At 68.9% G+C, this 14,366-nt stretch carries 19 protein-coding genes; 6 read left to right on the top strand and 13 right to left on the bottom strand.

All coding sequences use genetic code 11. From position 1 onward, the window contains the following. Nucleotides 1-84: 84 nt before the first annotated feature. Nucleotides 85-2,478, bottom strand: coding sequence for an MMPL family transporter (locus AB0M52_RS18070; RefSeq protein WP_363954613.1), 2,394 nt, complete (start codon nucleotides 2,476-2,478; stop codon nucleotides 85-87). On the opposite strand from AB0M52_RS18070, the gene AB0M52_RS18065 reads away from it, so the two are divergent. The 3 genes from AB0M52_RS18065 to AB0M52_RS18055 all read left to right on the top strand — a co-directional run bounded on the left by AB0M52_RS18065 (nucleotide 2,477) and on the right by AB0M52_RS18055 (nucleotide 4,443). Continuing rightward, nucleotides 2,477-3,130, top strand: a complete 654-nt coding sequence (locus tag AB0M52_RS18065; protein ID WP_363954610.1) for a TetR/AcrR family transcriptional regulator — start codon at nucleotides 2,477-2,479, stop codon at nucleotides 3,128-3,130. The two genes, AB0M52_RS18070 and AB0M52_RS18065, sit on opposite strands and share 2 nt — an antisense overlap. A gap of 84 nt (nucleotides 3,131-3,214) precedes the next feature. After that, entirely contained in the window at nucleotides 3,215-3,715 is a 501-nt protein-coding gene (locus AB0M52_RS18060) for a SigE family RNA polymerase sigma factor (RefSeq protein WP_363954607.1), read from the top strand. 5 nt (nucleotides 3,716-3,720) lie between these two features. Further along, nucleotides 3,721-4,443, top strand: a complete 723-nt coding sequence (locus AB0M52_RS18055) for a hypothetical protein (RefSeq protein ID WP_363954604.1) — start codon at nucleotides 3,721-3,723, stop codon at nucleotides 4,441-4,443. Between the two features lie 39 nt (nucleotides 4,444-4,482). Here the strand turns inward: AB0M52_RS18055 and AB0M52_RS18050 are convergent, their stop codons facing one another. From AB0M52_RS18050 to AB0M52_RS18020, 7 genes are all read right to left on the bottom strand, one after another. Continuing rightward, nucleotides 4,483-4,989, bottom strand: a complete 507-nt coding sequence (locus tag AB0M52_RS18050; protein WP_363954602.1) for a MauE/DoxX family redox-associated membrane protein — start codon at nucleotides 4,987-4,989, stop codon at nucleotides 4,483-4,485. Next, nucleotides 4,983-5,438 (bottom strand): hypothetical protein, encoded by a 456-nt coding sequence (locus AB0M52_RS18045; protein ID WP_363954599.1) that lies wholly within the window; start codon nucleotides 5,436-5,438, stop codon nucleotides 4,983-4,985. The genes AB0M52_RS18050 and AB0M52_RS18045 overlap by 7 nt, the downstream gene beginning before the upstream one ends. A gap of 108 nt (nucleotides 5,439-5,546) precedes the next feature. After that, nucleotides 5,547-5,714, bottom strand: coding sequence for a hypothetical protein (locus AB0M52_RS18040; protein WP_158566327.1), 168 nt, complete (start codon nucleotides 5,712-5,714; stop codon nucleotides 5,547-5,549). Between the two features lie 12 nt (nucleotides 5,715-5,726). Then, nucleotides 5,727-6,203: a hypothetical protein gene (locus tag AB0M52_RS18035; protein ID WP_363954597.1), complete on the bottom strand. Its 477-nt coding sequence runs from the start codon at nucleotides 6,201-6,203 to the stop codon at nucleotides 5,727-5,729. Between the two features lie 20 nt (nucleotides 6,204-6,223). Then, entirely contained in the window at nucleotides 6,224-6,697 is a 474-nt protein-coding gene (locus AB0M52_RS18030) for a hypothetical protein (protein WP_363954594.1), read from the bottom strand. Between the two features lie 40 nt (nucleotides 6,698-6,737). Next, nucleotides 6,738-7,460, bottom strand: a complete 723-nt coding sequence (locus AB0M52_RS18025; RefSeq protein ID WP_363954591.1) for a hypothetical protein — start codon at nucleotides 7,458-7,460, stop codon at nucleotides 6,738-6,740. Nucleotides 7,461-7,621: 161 nt separating this feature from the next. Beyond that, complete coding sequence (locus AB0M52_RS18020) at nucleotides 7,622-8,881, bottom strand: hypothetical protein (protein ID WP_363954588.1); 1,260 nt, start codon at nucleotides 8,879-8,881, stop codon at nucleotides 7,622-7,624. Nucleotides 8,882-8,952: 71 nt separating this feature from the next. Here AB0M52_RS18020 and AB0M52_RS18015 point away from each other — a divergent pair, with 71 nt between their 5' ends. Then, nucleotides 8,953-9,537, top strand: coding sequence for an RNA polymerase sigma factor (locus tag AB0M52_RS18015; protein WP_363954585.1), 585 nt, complete (start codon nucleotides 8,953-8,955; stop codon nucleotides 9,535-9,537). Beyond that, nucleotides 9,530-10,270 carry a hypothetical protein gene (locus tag AB0M52_RS18010; protein WP_363954582.1) on the top strand — a complete coding sequence of 247 codons (741 nt, stop codon included), beginning with the start codon at nucleotides 9,530-9,532 and terminating at the stop codon, nucleotides 10,268-10,270. Before AB0M52_RS18015 ends, AB0M52_RS18010 begins: the two co-directional genes overlap by 8 nt. A gap of 100 nt (nucleotides 10,271-10,370) precedes the next feature. Here the strand turns inward: AB0M52_RS18010 and AB0M52_RS18005 are convergent, their stop codons facing one another. Further along, nucleotides 10,371-10,769, bottom strand: coding sequence for a MerR family transcriptional regulator (locus tag AB0M52_RS18005; protein WP_363954579.1), 399 nt, complete (start codon nucleotides 10,767-10,769; stop codon nucleotides 10,371-10,373). Between the two features lie 58 nt (nucleotides 10,770-10,827). Between AB0M52_RS18005 and AB0M52_RS18000 the strand changes: the two genes are divergently transcribed. Beyond that, nucleotides 10,828-11,721: an NAD(P)-binding domain-containing protein gene (locus AB0M52_RS18000; protein WP_363954576.1), complete on the top strand. Its 894-nt coding sequence runs from the start codon at nucleotides 10,828-10,830 to the stop codon at nucleotides 11,719-11,721. A 381-nt stretch (nucleotides 11,722-12,102) separates the two neighbouring features. On the opposite strand, the gene cas2e is transcribed toward AB0M52_RS18000, so the two are convergent. The 4 genes from cas2e to AB0M52_RS17980 form a co-directional block, all read right to left on the bottom strand. Further along, on the bottom strand, nucleotides 12,103-12,741 hold the full coding sequence (cas2e, locus tag AB0M52_RS17995) for a type I-E CRISPR-associated endoribonuclease Cas2e (RefSeq protein ID WP_363954574.1): 639 nt from the start codon (nucleotides 12,739-12,741) through the stop codon (nucleotides 12,103-12,105). After that, nucleotides 12,741-13,160 carry a hypothetical protein gene (locus AB0M52_RS17990; protein ID WP_363954571.1) on the bottom strand — a complete coding sequence of 140 codons (420 nt, stop codon included), beginning with the start codon at nucleotides 13,158-13,160 and terminating at the stop codon, nucleotides 12,741-12,743. The genes cas2e and AB0M52_RS17990 overlap by 1 nt, the downstream gene beginning before the upstream one ends. A 49-nt stretch (nucleotides 13,161-13,209) precedes the next feature. Next, nucleotides 13,210-13,887, bottom strand: a complete 678-nt coding sequence (cas6e, locus tag AB0M52_RS17985) for a type I-E CRISPR-associated protein Cas6/Cse3/CasE (protein ID WP_363954616.1) — start codon at nucleotides 13,885-13,887, stop codon at nucleotides 13,210-13,212. An 8-nt stretch (nucleotides 13,888-13,895) separates the two neighbouring features. Further along, nucleotides 13,896-14,366 (bottom strand): type I-E CRISPR-associated protein Cas5/CasD (locus AB0M52_RS17980; RefSeq protein ID WP_363954568.1); only part of this gene is annotated, 471 nt, incomplete at its 5' end.

The raw sequence follows: 14,366 nt of genomic DNA, 5'->3' as shown, positions 1-14,366 counted from the left end.
GCCGAAGTAGGCGATCACCGCCTCGCCGTCGTCGGTGCCGGTCTTGCGGTCAGACCGGGTCAACGCCAAGCACCGGTCGGGTGGCTAACGTGGTGCCAGGTGTTGGGTGAGTGCCTCGCCTTCGACGTCCAGGGTCGGCACGAGCTTGTTCATCCAGCGGGGCATCCACCAGATGCGCCGGCCGAGGATGAGCATGGCGGCGGGCACGATGAGCATGCGGACCAGGAACGCGTCGACGAGGACGCCGATGGCGAGGGCGAAACCGATGGTCTTGAGGATGATGTCGTCGGTGAGGGTGAAGCCGGCGAACACGCCGACCATGATGAGGGCCGCGGCGGCCACGACGCGGGCGCTGTGGGCGAATCCGTCGATGACCGCTTGGCGTGCTGGAGTGCCGTGGACGTAGGCCTCTCGCATGCGGGTGACGAGGAAGACCTCGTAGTCCATCGCCAGGCCGAACAGGATGCCGGTGAGCAGGATCGGCAGCAGGAACAGCACCGGGCCGGTGGTGTCGAGACCGACGAGTTCGTTGAGCCAGCCCCATTGGAAGACCGCGACCGTCGCGCCCAGGGAGACGCCGACGGAGAACAGGAAGCCGAGCGCGGCCTTCACGGGCACCCAGATCGAGCGGAACACCGCGATGAGCAGGATGAGAGCCAGCCCCACGACGACGGCGAGGTAGAGCGGGAACACTTCGGTCAGCTCGTTGGAGATGTCGACGCCGACGGCAGTGACGCCGGTGACCAGTGCCCGGGCTCCGCTCTGGTCCGGCAGGTCGGACAGCGTGTCTCGGATGTCCGCGACCAGGTCCTTGGTGGACTGGTCCGACGGTCCGGAGCGAGGGATCACCGTGAGGGTCGCGTACTGCGTCGTGTCGAGTTGCTGCGCGTGGGCCTGCTGCGCCTGCGGGCTGTCGCTGGTGATGGCCGGGATCACGGCGGCGATGTTGGAGTCGTCTTGGCTCGCGAGCGTCTGAAGCCGCTCGGTGGCGGTCGCGACCGCGGCGGCCGGGTCCGGGGCTTCCTTGGTGTCGATGACGACGAGCAGCGGCCCGTTGGCTCCGGCACCGAAGTGCTCGTCGATGAGGTCGTAGGCGATGCGTACGTCGCTGCCGGCGGGCTTGGTGCTGTCGTCGGGCAGCGCGAGTTGCAGGGAGGCTACGGGGATCGAGGCCACGGCGGCGGCCGCGATCCCGACTACGAGTGCGGGCCAGCGAAGCCGGACAAGGCTCTCGACCCAGCGGCGCCCGAGCGTGCGTGGCTCCTCGGGGCTCGAATCGGCGTCGGTGTGCGTGGCGTTGGTGGCGGTGTGCGTCGTCGCGGCGCGAGGATTTCGCTTCGTGACGCGGGTGCCGGCGACACCGAGTAGTGCGGGCAGCAGGGTGAGCGCGATGAGTACGGCGAGGGCGACGGTGAACGCTGCGCCCAGGCCCATCTCGGTGAGGAATCCGATGCCGCACACGGCGAGGCCGACGAGTGCGATGACGACGGTGAGGCCGGCGAACACCACCGCTGAGCCTGCGGTGCCCACGGCGCGGCCGGCCGCCTCCTCCAGCGGGCGGCCTTGGCGTACCTCGGCCTGATAGCGGGACAGGATGAACAGCGCGTAGTCGATGCCGACGGCCAGCCCGAGCATCGTGCCGAGCGCGGGGGTGGTGGTGCTGAGCTCGACGAAGCCGGTCAGGGCGGCGATGGCGGTCATCCCGATGCCGACGCCGACCAGCGCGGTCAGCAGCGGCATCCCGGCCGCGACGAGCGACCCGAGGGTGAGGGCCAGCACCACGAAGGCGATGGCGATGCCAATGAGTTCGGCGATGGCCCCGCCGATCTCCACGCCGAGCACGTCTCCGCCGATGGTGGCCGTCAGCCCTGCCTCTTCGGCGACATCACGGGCAGCTTCGAGGGCCGCCCGGTCCGCCTGGGACAGATCGACCGCGCTTCGGTCGTAGCTGACTGAGGCGAAGCCGGTACGGCCGTCCTCGGAGATCGTCCCCGCGGTGAACGGGTCGACGATCGACACGACGTGGCCCGTCCTCAGCGCCACGAGCGCGTCGGACACGACCTGTTGGTTGGCCGGGTCTGCCAGTGACTCACCGTTCGGGGCCTGGAACACCACCCGCGCAGTCGCGCCGTCCGGCGCGGCTCCCGGATCGCGGTCCCTGATCAGGTCGAACGCCTGCGTCGACTCGATGCCAGACAATTCAAAGCTGTCGTTGGTCTTTCCCGACAGGGTCGCCGCCCCGAGAGCGATGGTGAGAAGCAGCAGCGCCCAGATTCCCGTCACGGTCCATCGGCGTCGGAACGACCAGCGTCCGAGCCTGAACAACTGCCATGCCATGCCGTCTCCTTCTGCGGTCGCTCGATCGCTTGGAGGAGAGGGTAACCTGAAAATATCCGCGTGGATATTTTTGTGGCCGTGGTCATAGGATCGAACAGGTCGCGCTCCACCGGCCGGCCGATCGCCTTGGAGGTATGCCATGACCGACCCGGATCCACCGGGCATCCCGCCCAGCAGGCAGGAGGGTTCACCGAAGCGGGGACCGTACGCCAAGGGACTTGCGCGGCGGCAGCAGATCATCGACGAGGTGTTGGCGGTCTACGACCGGCTGGGGTTCGAGGGCACCTCGCTGCGAGCCATCGGTGAGGCGATCGGCGTGACGCATCCGGTGCTCAAGCACCACTTCGGCACCCGCGAGCAGCTCTTCATCGAGGTGCTGCGGGAGCACGACCGCCGCTTCCTCGACGCCCCGTACGACGGCGATGGCACCTTCGTCGACCTGATCCATCGATCGACCGAGCACAGCATGCGGGTACCGGGGCTGATGGCCCTGCTGAACAGCATGGTGGCCCACGCACTGGAGGCCGGCAACGACCGCTCACGGGCACACTTCTCCGAGCGGTACGCCGACCTGAGGCGGGAGATCGTGACCCTGCTGGAGGAAGGTCGGGCGGCGGGCAGCGTACGGTCGGACATCCCCCTGGAGGAGGCGGCCTCGCTCGTCCTCGCGGCGGCCGACGGCCTCAGCACCCAGTGGCTGCTCGACCAGAGCGCCGACCTCAAGAGCGGCTTGCTACTGCTGCAACGCCTCCTCGAACCGCCGGACCAACAGGTGGGTCAGACCGATATTTAGTGCTCTGACCACGAACGTTCTCAGCCGCGTCACGCATTCGGGAGCGGATGCAACAGAATCGGTCCGCTGCCGTGTAATCAGGTTGTGAACGTTCCAGGGTTTCCGTCCCGCGGCTCGGGGTTCGAGTCGTTCCTCCGGGAGTCCGGCGCCGGGCTTCTGCGCTTCGCGCACGTCTTGACGCTCGATCGGGCAGCGGCGGAGGACCTCACTCAGGAAACGCTCATCCGGGTGGGCCTGGCCTGGTCGCGGCTCCGCGATGACGGCAACCCCGTCGGGTACGCCCAACGCACCATGGTCAACGTCTTCCTGAACGAACGTCGGCGCCGGAAGGCCATACCCGTCGAACGGGTGCCCGAGAGCGCGAGGGAGGACCCCGAACTCGCGGCCGTCGACTCCGCCGCGGTGATCCGGCAGATCCTTGGGTCCCTGCCGCCCAAGCAGCGCGCCGCGATCGCCATGCGCTACCTCGCCGACCTGCCCGACCACCAGATCGGCCAGCTGCTCGGCTGCACCGAGGCGACCGTCCGCTCCCAAATGTCGCGTGGCCTCTCGACGCTGCGCGCTCGTCTGGCCTCAGAGAGGTGAGTCCCGTGTCCGAGAACCGCCCGGATGAGTTGGCCGCGCTGGCCGACGCCGACTTCGACCTTCCGCTGACCGAGGATCTCGTCTCCCGGGTGCGACACGGGGTCCGCCGCCGCCGGGCGGCACGAGCGGCCGCCCTGACCACCGGGGTCTTCGCCGCCGTCGGCGCCACCGTCTTGGCCGTCAACCTGGTCACCGGGCCAAGCCCGTCCGCAACACTGCCGCCCGCCGCGTCGGCATCCGCCTCGGACAGCGTGGCTGGCCTCCCTCTCGACGGCTTCCGGATCGGTTTCCTGCCGGAGGGTTTGCGAGCCGACCCGCAAGACAGTGTCGCCACCTTTGCCGTGGCCGAGAACCGCCTCCGCGACGACGCCGCCGCACCCGGTTCCGGCGATCCGACCGCCAGCGTGTCCACCCGGCGGTACGAGCGAGCCAACGGCGGCTCCGCGATGTGGCTCACCGTGCTCAGGCCGGAGCGGACCACACCGGCGGCCGGCCCGCAGCTGATCACCGAATGGCTCGCCGGTTCGCGCACGGCCGGCCTGAATCTGCTCGAGACGTTCGACGTGCCGCTCGGCCGGGCCGAGCTGGTGGCCCACTCGGGGACAGAGACCACCAACCACGACGTCGTCATCACCACCGACGACGGGGCCGTCATCTCGGTCATGGGCGATGGCCGGGTGCTGGTCGAGACGCTCAAGCAGGTCGCGATGAGCATCGTCCGCGCCTGAGGATGGCCGACTCCGCGCGGGGGCGGCCATCCTCATGCGTCACACCAGCTGATTCCTGCGGGTACGCAGGCTCCGGTCGGCGATGGCCATCGCTGCGAAAAGCAGGACGCCACCGGCGACGGTGAGCGCATCCGTAGCCCTCGCCGGTGAGCCGGCGAAGGCGACGAACAAACCACCCAGCAGTACGGCGGCTGCCCGCGCCCAGGTGTGCCCCGATACGTGGTCGGCGGACTGCGCACCGAAGCAGAGGCAGGACACGCGCCGGCCGGTGGCCAGCAGGTAGGTCTGCGCCGCGGTGAAGAGCAGCCCTAGCACGGCGCAGACAGTTCCGGCGACCACGTCGCTCGTCGCCGCGAAGGACACGGCCGAGGCAGCCACCTCCACGACGATGATCATGGAGGCGGCCACCGTGGCCGACCGTCCGCCCAGGCCATAGGTGCGCAGGCTGCCAATGAACGGCCCGAGATCCTTCGCCTTCGCACCCGCGGCCACCAGCAGAGTGACGGCGAGGGCGTACCGCACCCACCCGGCCGCGTCGTCTACCACAGCAGCACCAGCATCACGATCAGGGGTGCCAGCAGCGTCGCGAAGACGGGACGCAGCCGTGGCATCCCCTTCTCAAACGCCGCGTCGGCACCCTCCTTGTTCCGAGCCGCGAGGAAGATCAGCAGCATCAGCGCGCGTCCGAGCGCGAATCCCGTGCCCGCTGCGATCGCCTCACCCCACGACGCCCAGAGCACGATGGCGGCCACGACGATGTGCGGCAACCCCGTTGGCGAGTACGTCCGCATCCCGGTGCCCATCTCCGCACCGAACTGCACCGCGCCCCAGAACGGAATGCGGGTGACGAACTGCGGCACCAGCCGGGCGTTCTGCGGGATCGGGAACTTGAACACGCCGAACTCGCGAACGACCAGCACGGCCGCCACGGTCAGTACCGCGTACTGCCGTCCGGCCTCGGGTATCGGCGCGCGCAGCACCGACCCCACGACCACCAGGGCAAGGGCGGTGGCGATGCCGCCCAGGAAAAGACCCAGGACAAATCCGAATCCGTCTCTCCCTCGCCGGACCGACGAGGACAGCGCCCAGGCGCTGTTCAGGCTTCAAACGGATCCGGACAGCGAAAAGGCGGCCACTAATGCGGCGACCAGCCACGTGAAGCCGGCGACGTCATAGCCTTTGGCGGACAGCGCCAGGCTGGCGGTCTCGAAGACACCCAGAACCGCCAGACCTGGCACCAGAGCCCCGAATCGGGAGCTGGTCTTCTCCATCGATACGTGGGATCAAATGGCCGTACGGCAGATGGAGAACCGCGACACCCGGCCACCGCCGCAGTCGGCGTACTCGTAATAGCCGTCGGAGCATTTCCGTTTGGTGCCGGTGGTCCAGCGCCAGGCGTTGTGGCCGTCACAGCTGGACGGGTCGTGCGTGTAGCGGTAGTTGTAGCAGGTTCCGGACATTCCGTCGTTGCGGTGCCACGACCCCGAGCAGTTGCCACTGTAAAGGGCGGTCGACGGATAGCAGATCGTACTCGAATGGTAGTAACCGCGGCAGTCGCCGTACTCCGTGTAGGCGGCCGCGAACGCGCCCTTCGGCCGCGACCACGGCAAGAGGTCGAAGACGCCGAGACCGGATGCGACTGCGGCACCGGAAACGATGCCGAGCAGCCGCCGCCGGCTCATCGCCGACCGCTTGTCTATCATCCTCGTCGGCTCGAACGAAGCGGGAGCTTCCACGGCGCTGGGTACCAGTTCCAGCACCCGGCTCCGGCTGACGTCTGTCATCGTACGGTCTCCTTTCCGATGGTTGTGGCGCGTTCCACGGTGGCCTCGAACGATTCGACGGAGCCACCCGGCTCGGTGTGGAGCACCACGCCATCCGCGCTGACGATGACTACCGCGGGCACGTACGGCACGGTCAGCGCCCGCCAGGCGTCGGCGTCCTTGACAACGCGCACGTTCTCGGGCAGCGGCTTGTCGAATTGAGGGTCATCCGAGAGCACGGTCAGTTGAATGCCGTCTCCAAGCCCAGGGGCTATACGCGCGACGCCGCCGAGAAGGTCGTCGCAAACCGGGCAGCGACGGTTCACCTTCACAATCACCGTCGTCTTGCCCGTGGTCGCCAGGGGTTGCAGCGCATTCGCTGTATTCGTTCCGACCAGACTTTGCCCGACACCGTGATAGACAGCCAGTTCGAGCTCGCGCACCCGGCGGTAGAGCCCCGCCCCGGCCGCGAACAGCAGCAGGACGAGCACGGTGAGAAGGATGATGGTTCCTACTACCGGGTCCATCCGATCATGCCGCCCAGTCGATGCGCTTGATCGATTTCAGGAAGTCGAAGGCGGTGTCGAGGAACTGCGCTGAGGTCGTCCCGCTCCACGGTGACAGCGTCGCCACCGCGCTCTCCGTGACGTAGAGCAGCGGCTCCAGCTCACCGGTCGGAGGCTTGGCGAGCCGCCAGATCTCCCCCGCCTCGGCGCTGTAACCCTTCCACTGCGGCACCTGCCGGCTCGCGACCTTCTTGTTCTCGACGAACAGTGTCCCCACGCCGGGGACCTCGTTGAGGTAGATCGAGCGCTCGAGGGCATGAGCCTTGCCCGGCTGCGCCGTCATGCCCTCCGGCGTGTCAGTCCACTGCAGCCTGCTGAACGTCTCGACGATGTCCGACGTCCGCCACTGCGGCTCATAGAAGAGCGCGTGCGCGAAGTGCCACGGCCCCAGCAGTGCCGCCCAACGGGCGTCCGACGGATCGGTGCAGTCAAAGATCACGAGCTCGCCCGCCGCGATGGTGAAGCGCTCGCGCTCGCGGCCGCCGACCGACTCCACGCCAGCGTTGAGCGAGTTCAGGGACGCGAGTTCGAGCGCCCACATCTCCTTGGTCGAGCTCGAACGGCCGTACTTGGGCGAGTACCGGATATGCGCGGTCCACGGCGTCTCGAACAAGGCCGTCGTCGGCCCGTCGACCTCGACCCTCAACAGGGATCTATCAACCGTGCGAACAGCGGACGACAGGGTCAATTTGCCCTCCCTCATCGAACCAGATCACTGGGTTGCGGGCGATGTTGTCAGATGGAAGTGGTCGCCGCTACCCCGCTCCGGCTGAATGCGCATCTTCGCCGGCAAATGTCCAAGTGCAAAAGTCTGTTGGCCGGTTGCCTGCACCTGGTCCGCCCTCGCTGTCAGGCCGGCAGGGCCGGGCCGTGCAGCCCCACCAGGCCGGGCACGGCGGCGCGGCCCAGCTCGCTGCCCGTGGTGGCGTCCTGCCAGCTCACCGCGGCGTGCTGGCCGACGTAGAGGCGGCTGCCGTCGGGGCTGAGGACGAGACCGGTGACCGGTTCGCGGACCGGCCACTCAACGCCGGCGGCAAGGCCATCGAGCGCCACGGTCCGCACCTGCGAGCCGGCACCGACGAACAACCGGTCGCGGTCGGCCGCCGCGTACGCGGGTCCAGTGGCGGCAGCGAGCTTGGCGGTGCCGCGTACGGTCAGCTCCTCTGTGGAGATCTCTGCGACGGTGCCGGAGGTGACGTCGACGACGAACAGCCGGGTGCCGTCCGGGGTGATCGCCATCGCGTGCCCCTCGGCCGGGCCCTCCCCGAACGGGTGCGGCAGGTCGACGCAGTACGCCCAGCGCTGCTCCAGGTGCAGGGTGTGCACGAAGGCGTGCACGTCGCTGCCCGGCCGCCCGCTGATCCGGTCCCGGGTGTGCTGGTGGTCCGGCTGGTGGGTGTAGAGGGTGTAGAGCACGGTGCGGTTCGGGGCGAGTACCGCCTGACGTCCGTCGCCGCGCATCTCCTCCTCCGCGCCGGGCGGGATCGGCACCTTGTTCCGGGTGATCAGCGGCTCGGGCTTGCCGGTGGCAAGGTCGACGACGCGGACCCGGTAGCGGTCCGGCGCGTTCGGCGGCAACCATTCGAGGACGAACAGCCCGGCGAGGTCGGTGGTGAACGCCTCCGGGACGAAGTTGCCCGGCAGCCGCAGCCGCTGCCGGACCCCACCGGCGTCGGCGATCAGCACCGGGGTGACGTCCCGCCCAGCGGGGCGTTCCTTGGTGGCACTCACCTCCTCGGTGGTCAGCGCCACGGTCGTACCGTTGGTGGAGACGGTCTGCGGCACCCAGCGGCCGGGCAGCTTGACCCGGTCGGAGGTGGCGCCGGTGGCGGCGTCGATCCGCCAGAAGGCGGTGTCGGCGCCGTCGGGCGCGCTCGCGTAGACCAGCCGCCCGTCGGTGCTGGCGACCGCGTGCGGGATGGTCTGCCGATCGGCGCCGCGCAGCACGCCGAGCCCGCCGTCGAGGTCGACCAGCAGCGGGTCCGGCAGCTGGACGCCGGAATTGGTGGCCGCCGTGCCGCGGGCGGCCTCGCAGCCCGCCAGCGCGACGACGCCCGCGCCGGCCAGCGCGGTCAGCAGGGTACGGCGGGAAATGGTGGCCTTCGGCATCATGACCGGGTGACACCGCTCGTCGGATTAAGGTTCCGCCGGGATGGAACCCCGGCCGCGCGGGTGGTGTCATGACAGTGATCCCACCGGAGGTACCACTGGACGACGAGGAGTTCGTCACCCGCGCGCAGGCCGGTGACCGGGAGGCGTACGAACTCCTGGTCGCCCGACACACCGCGTCCGCGTACCGGACCGCGGTGCTGCTCGGCGCGGGTTCGGATGCGGAGGACGTCATCCAGGAGGCGTTCGTGAAGGCGTACCGGAAGCTCTCCCGCTATCGCGGAGACTCGTCCTTCCGCTCGTGGCTCCTGGCGATCGTGGCCAACGAAACCCGCAACCTGCACCGGTCGCGGGATCGCCGCCAAGGACTGGCGCTGCGGGCGGCAAGGGTGGACCCCGGCTCGGAGATCGTCGAGGACGACGCCGTCGGCGCGGTCCTCGCCGGGGAGCGCCGGGCCGCGCTGGTACGGGCCCTGCGATCGCTCCCGTCGAAGGACCGCGAGGTGATCGTCTGCCGATACTTCCTCGACCTGAGCGAGGACGAAACCGTCACGATGCTGGGCTGGCCCCGGGGCACGGTCAAGTCACGGACCTCCCGGGCCCTGGTGAAGCTGCGCGGCCTGCTCGCCACCGAGGAGGTCAGCCGACATGGATGACCTGGAGCGGGAGCTGCGCGACCTGTCCGCGTGGCTGGAGACACCCGAACCACCCGACGTGACGGCCCAGGTCCGCGCCCGGCTCGCCGCCGAGCCCGGCAGCGCTCCGGCACGCCCGCGGTGGTGGCGGCGCCGATGGCGGTACGCTGTCGCCGCGGCTCTGGCCGCGCTACTGATCGCCCTGCTGCCACCCGGCCGGGCGGCGCTCGCCGACGCGGTGACCGGGCTGCTGCGCTTCGCCGGGATCACTATCAGCACGTCGTCCGAGCCGGTCCTGCCGACCGGGTCCCCGTCGCCGCTGCCCGCGCAGCGTTCCGCCGAGCTGGAGGAGGCGCAGCGCGCGGTGCGGTTCCCGATCAGGGTGCCGACGAAACTGGGCCCGCCCGAGCGGGTGCTGGTGGCCGATCCGGACGGCACCGGCAGCCACCGGGTGGCGACCTTGCTCTACCGAGGCGAGTTGCGCCTCGACGCGTTCGACGGCCGGCTCGATCCGGTCTTCTTCAAGCAGGCCGGCGGGGCTGGGGCGGAGTGGACCCAGGTCGGCGGTCAGCAGGCGGTGTGGGTCGGCGGCCCACACCCGGTGTCGTACGTGGACCGTTCCGGCACGGTCCGCGAGGAGAGTGCCCGGCTCGCCGCCGCGACCCTGATCTGGGAGGAGGGCGGGGTGAGCTACCGCCTCGAAGGCCAGCTGACCATGACCGAGGCGGTCGAGATCGCCACCTCGCTGGAGTGACGGCGGCCGAGGGACAATTCGGCGGCGTCGGCATTATCAACCGGATGGACGCCGGGGCCGGCGGTCCGTCCGAGGAGGGTTTGGTTTGATGCCGAACCTCTCAGGCCACCCCCGCCAGAGGGCAGTCCTGCGAGGGCGCCGGGTTGGCAGGCTTGGCGGCGGTGATAATGGCGTCCAGAATCCGGCGAGCGACCTGCAGGTCCTCGATTGCGGCGTCGATCCGGTCGCGATCCCGGATCAGGATGGGCGACAGCTCCGGACAGGCCGGTACGAGCATCTCGCCGTCCTCCACCATGCAAGGAAGGACCTCCGCGATCGTCATGGTGTTCAGACCCGACGCGAGCAGCGTCCGGATGTTACGGACCCGGCGCACGTCGGTCTCTTGATACTCGCGGTAGCCACTCGGACGTCGCGCCGGCTGCAGCAACCGCTGCTCCTCGTAGTAGCGCAGCGCTCGCTCGCTGATCCCGGTGCGGCGAGCCAGCTCACCGATGCGCATGTGATCTCCCCCACCGAGCGTGGACTCTGACGTCCACGTCAAGGTCTAGCTTAGCCGCATGACGAATAACCCACCGATCCATAACGAGTCCGACAATGTGGCTGTTCTCGGCCTTGGCCGGATGGGTACCGCCCTCGCGACGGCGCTACTTGCGGCCGGCTACCGCACCACGGTCTGGAACCGGAGCGAGGGCAAGGACGGAAGCCTCCTCGAATTGGGTGCCGTTCGGGCGGCAACGGCCGAGGACGCGGTACTGGCCAGTCCCATCGCGATCGTCGCACTCTCCAACTACGAGGCGGTTCGACACACGCTCGGCACGAGTCCCGAGGCATACGCCGGTCGTACGCTCGTGAATCTGACCACCGGCAGCCCGGACGAGGCTCGCACGATGGCGGCGTGGGCCGCCGAGCATGGCATCCGCTACCTCGACGGAGCCATGATGGCCGTCCCCCAGACCGTGGCCACGCCTGACGCCTTCTTCCTCTACAGCGGATCGGACGCGGCGTTCAATCTCCATCGCGGCGTGTTGGACACGCTGGCCACGAGCCACTATCTCGGCACCGACCCGGCGGTGGCGGAGCTCTGGGACCTGGGTCTACTCGGTACCGGCTACGCGGCCCTGGCCGGCTTCCTGCACAGCCTCGCGCTGCTTGACACCGCGGACGTCAGCCCATCCCAATTCGTCCCACTGGCGTCCCAATGGTTGCAGGGCATGATCGCCTTCATGACCGAACTGGCCCACGAGATTGAGTCCGGCGACTACACCCAGGGGGTATCGTCCATCGACCTGAACCGAGCGGCGGTCGGCAACCTCGTTCTGGCCAGCCGGCTTCAGGGACTCGACTCAGACGTCCACACGCCGCTGCGGGGCCTGCTCGACCGCCGGGCGGCCGACGGCCACGGCGCCGACAGCTTCTCGAGCCTGTTCGAGGTCATGAGAAGGCGGGCCTGAGCGGCCCGGTGCCCACCCAAGGCGCGATCTCAGCGCCAGGGGTCAGCCCGAGTACAGGGTCAACTCTGCCACCGACCACTCGATTGCCGGCCGCGGAGCAGCCGAGTCACTTCGCCATGCGTCGCTGCGCTCGGGGATCACCCCCGCGTGCGCGGGGAGCAGACGTCCCGCGTTAGTCACCGGCCGATCGGCGCGGGACCACCCCTGCGTGCGCGGGGAGCAGTCAAGGTACGCGCACACCGTCAACGCTGACGTGGGACCACCCCCGCGTGCGCGGGGAGCAGCCACCCTGCGGAGCCTGGCACGTAGTTAGCTGAGGACCACCCCCGCGTGCGCGGGGAGCAGACGGCGGTCTCCGAGCGGATGACCCCGACGGGCGGATCACCCCCGCGTGCGCGGGGAGCAGACGTGGCTGTGGCGCAACGTCCTCCAGCCGGCGGGATCACCCCCGCGTGCGCGGAGAGCAGTGGTTGATTCTGCTGCTCTACGTCGCAATGCTGGGATCACCCCCGCTTGCACGGGGAGCAGTGGACGATCCGGCAGACGTGATTGCGGATCGGGGATCACCCCCGCGTGCACGGGGAGCAGCCTTTCTGACCTGGGCTTCCGGAGATCAACTATCCGGTTTTCGTTCACTTTGCCTCGGGCTTGCCGCCGAGGTGTCACCGTCCCGGGTGCAGCGTCCGAAGCGTCGACGGCTCGAGGCTTACTCGAGACTCCGGGCAGGGCGGCGTTGCAGGTCGTACGGTCGGTGGGTCGGCGGATCAGGGTGATGCCGTCGAGGTCCACCGGCTGCCAGTGATGGTCGTGGACCTGGAAGCACAGCCGCTGCCCACCCGGCTGCTGGTGGACGAGCAGCGCCCGTCCCGGTCCGGCCATTTCGACGACCTTGGCCCAGAGGCGCTGTCGGATCCGGCTGTTGCCGTGTCCTACGTACCCGCCGGCGGATATTTCCAGCAGCCAGTGCGTCGGGTGTCCGCGCAGACCCTCGGGGCAGGCGGTGAGGATGATGACGGTCATCAGAAGTCCACCTCCTCGCCGTAGTTGCGTCCGCTGGCGAGTTCGTAGCCGTCCTCGTCCCACAGGCGTAGGGCGTCGATCTCCGACTCCTCGTCAAGCCATTCGCCATCGATGGGTCCGCTGGGACCGGGACTGAGCAGCAGGCTCCGGATGTCGCGTACGCATCGTTCGAGGAGTGTGCCGCCGTGGACTCGGTCACGGACGGCGCGGCGGGTGTCTGAACCGATGTCGGTTGATCCACTGGCGGCGATGTCGAACGCGACCGGAATGGTGATGTCAGCCTGTAGAGATCGGCAACGTCGTACACGAAGGATCGGTCGTGGTCGGTGTGCACGCAGCCGAGTCCGGACGGATGCTTCGACGGCGACGATGACGGCGTGCACGATGCCGCACAGGCAGGCGTGCGCCGCCGGCAGCACGTAGCTGACCGGGTCGCTGCCGGCGGAGTCATACGCATCCCAGGTAGCCTCAGGCCGTACGGGCCGGGGCGAGGCTGATCAGCCCGCAGCCGTACGCCTTTCCGTGGCCGATGCCCTGCCGTACGGCTGCGCGGAAGGCGTCCGCATCCGTGACTATCAGGTGCCCCTCGAACCGTACCGGCTGAATGGTGATCGGACCTCGATCACCGGAGCGGGGTTGCCCGGCCTGGGTGAGGCACGGTGAAGGTGACACGTCCGGCTGGCCGTTGTATGCGGTTGGCACCACAAAGCCATGCTGGCTCCCTTTCCGGATCAGCCACTCGATCTGTTCCTCGGGCTTATGCCGGGCGATCCGCATGCCGCGTGGGCGCTTGGCGCCCTCGGGTACTGGCTGTTTCCGGTCGGCGGGACGGACGACGCTACGGGTCGGGTTTCCTACCAGGCGGAACGCGAAGCGCCGTCCAGCGGTGATGGCGTCGAGAAGCGGTTGCAGGCTGCGCACCTGGGCCGGCTCCGTGAGGTAGTCACCGGCCAAGCGGCTCCAGTCGGGCTTGGAGTCGCTCTGCACGTATTGAACGAAGCCGCGGTGGACGCTGTCGAGCCGCCAAAGTACGGCCTGGGACTGACGTGCGGGGATGCCGTTCGGCAGATCTGGCCATCCGGACATGACGGTCCGGTGCATGTGTCGGAGGTCGGCGTGGTCCCGGCGGAAGTCCCGCGAGTACACGTTGACCGTCAACTTGCTGAGGTACACGGGGTGTCCTTCGTGTTGATCAGTTCGTCGGTCAGCGGTACGGATCCCGAGCGCACCGTGCGGGCGGCGTACCGACGGTCGTCGGACGTGAATGACAGGGGCACGTCCACCCGCAGCTCGGCGACCGGGTCTGCTGGGTCGCAGTCGATCACCGTTCGCAGTGGCTCCCGGTCGGTGCGCCTCCGCTCGGCGGTGCGGACTTCAGGCCGGTCCTCCAGCCACGGATGGGTGGCGAGGACCCACTCCAGCGGCTGATCCGTCAGCCCCAGGCCCGTGCGTGCCTCGTCGTGATGGCCGTTGGCAACCAGTGGACGGGCTGGCGGAAATGCGCGTCGGCCCAGGAACAGCGGCCAGACCGGTGCCCGCAACGCATGCTGGATCTTGTCGATCTGAACGGCATCCTCGCCTTCGAGTACGACCAGGAAGACGGCATCGGCCAGGTAGTAACGATG

The organism is Micromonospora sp. NPDC051296 (assembly GCF_040682255.1).
Taxonomy (GTDB): domain Bacteria; phylum Actinomycetota; class Actinomycetes; order Mycobacteriales; family Micromonosporaceae; genus Micromonospora; species Micromonospora craterilacus.
Note: the sequence above shows the minus strand (reverse complement) of the source record. Positions and strands in the feature narration are given on the sequence as shown.

Excerpts from the sequence above, each read along its gene's own strand:
- AB0M52_RS18015 (WP_363954585.1), top strand. The coding sequence starts at position 8,953 with ATGACAGTGATCCCACCGGAGGTACCACTGGACGACGAGGAGTTCGTC.
- cas2e (WP_363954574.1), bottom strand. The coding sequence starts at position 12,741 with ATGACCGTCATCATCCTCACCGCCTGCCCCGAGGGTCTGCGCGGACAC.
- AB0M52_RS18020 (WP_363954588.1), bottom strand. The coding sequence starts at position 8,881 with ATGCCGAAGGCCACCATTTCCCGCCGTACCCTGCTGACCGCGCTGGCC.
- AB0M52_RS18070 (WP_363954613.1), bottom strand. The coding sequence starts at position 2,478 with ATGGCATACCTCCAAGGCGATCGGCCGGCCGGTGGAGCGCGACCTGTT.
- AB0M52_RS18010 (WP_363954582.1), top strand. The coding sequence starts at position 9,530 with ATGGATGACCTGGAGCGGGAGCTGCGCGACCTGTCCGCGTGGCTGGAG.
- AB0M52_RS18005 (WP_363954579.1), bottom strand. The coding sequence starts at position 10,769 with ATGCGCATCGGTGAGCTGGCTCGCCGCACCGGGATCAGCGAGCGAGCG.
- AB0M52_RS18000 (WP_363954576.1), top strand. The coding sequence starts at position 10,828 with ATGACGAATAACCCACCGATCCATAACGAGTCCGACAATGTGGCTGTT.
- AB0M52_RS18040 (WP_158566327.1), bottom strand. The coding sequence starts at position 5,714 with ATGGAGAAGACCAGCTCCCGATTCGGGGCTCTGGTGCCAGGTCTGGCG.
- AB0M52_RS18065 (WP_363954610.1), top strand. The coding sequence starts at position 2,477 with ATGACCGACCCGGATCCACCGGGCATCCCGCCCAGCAGGCAGGAGGGT.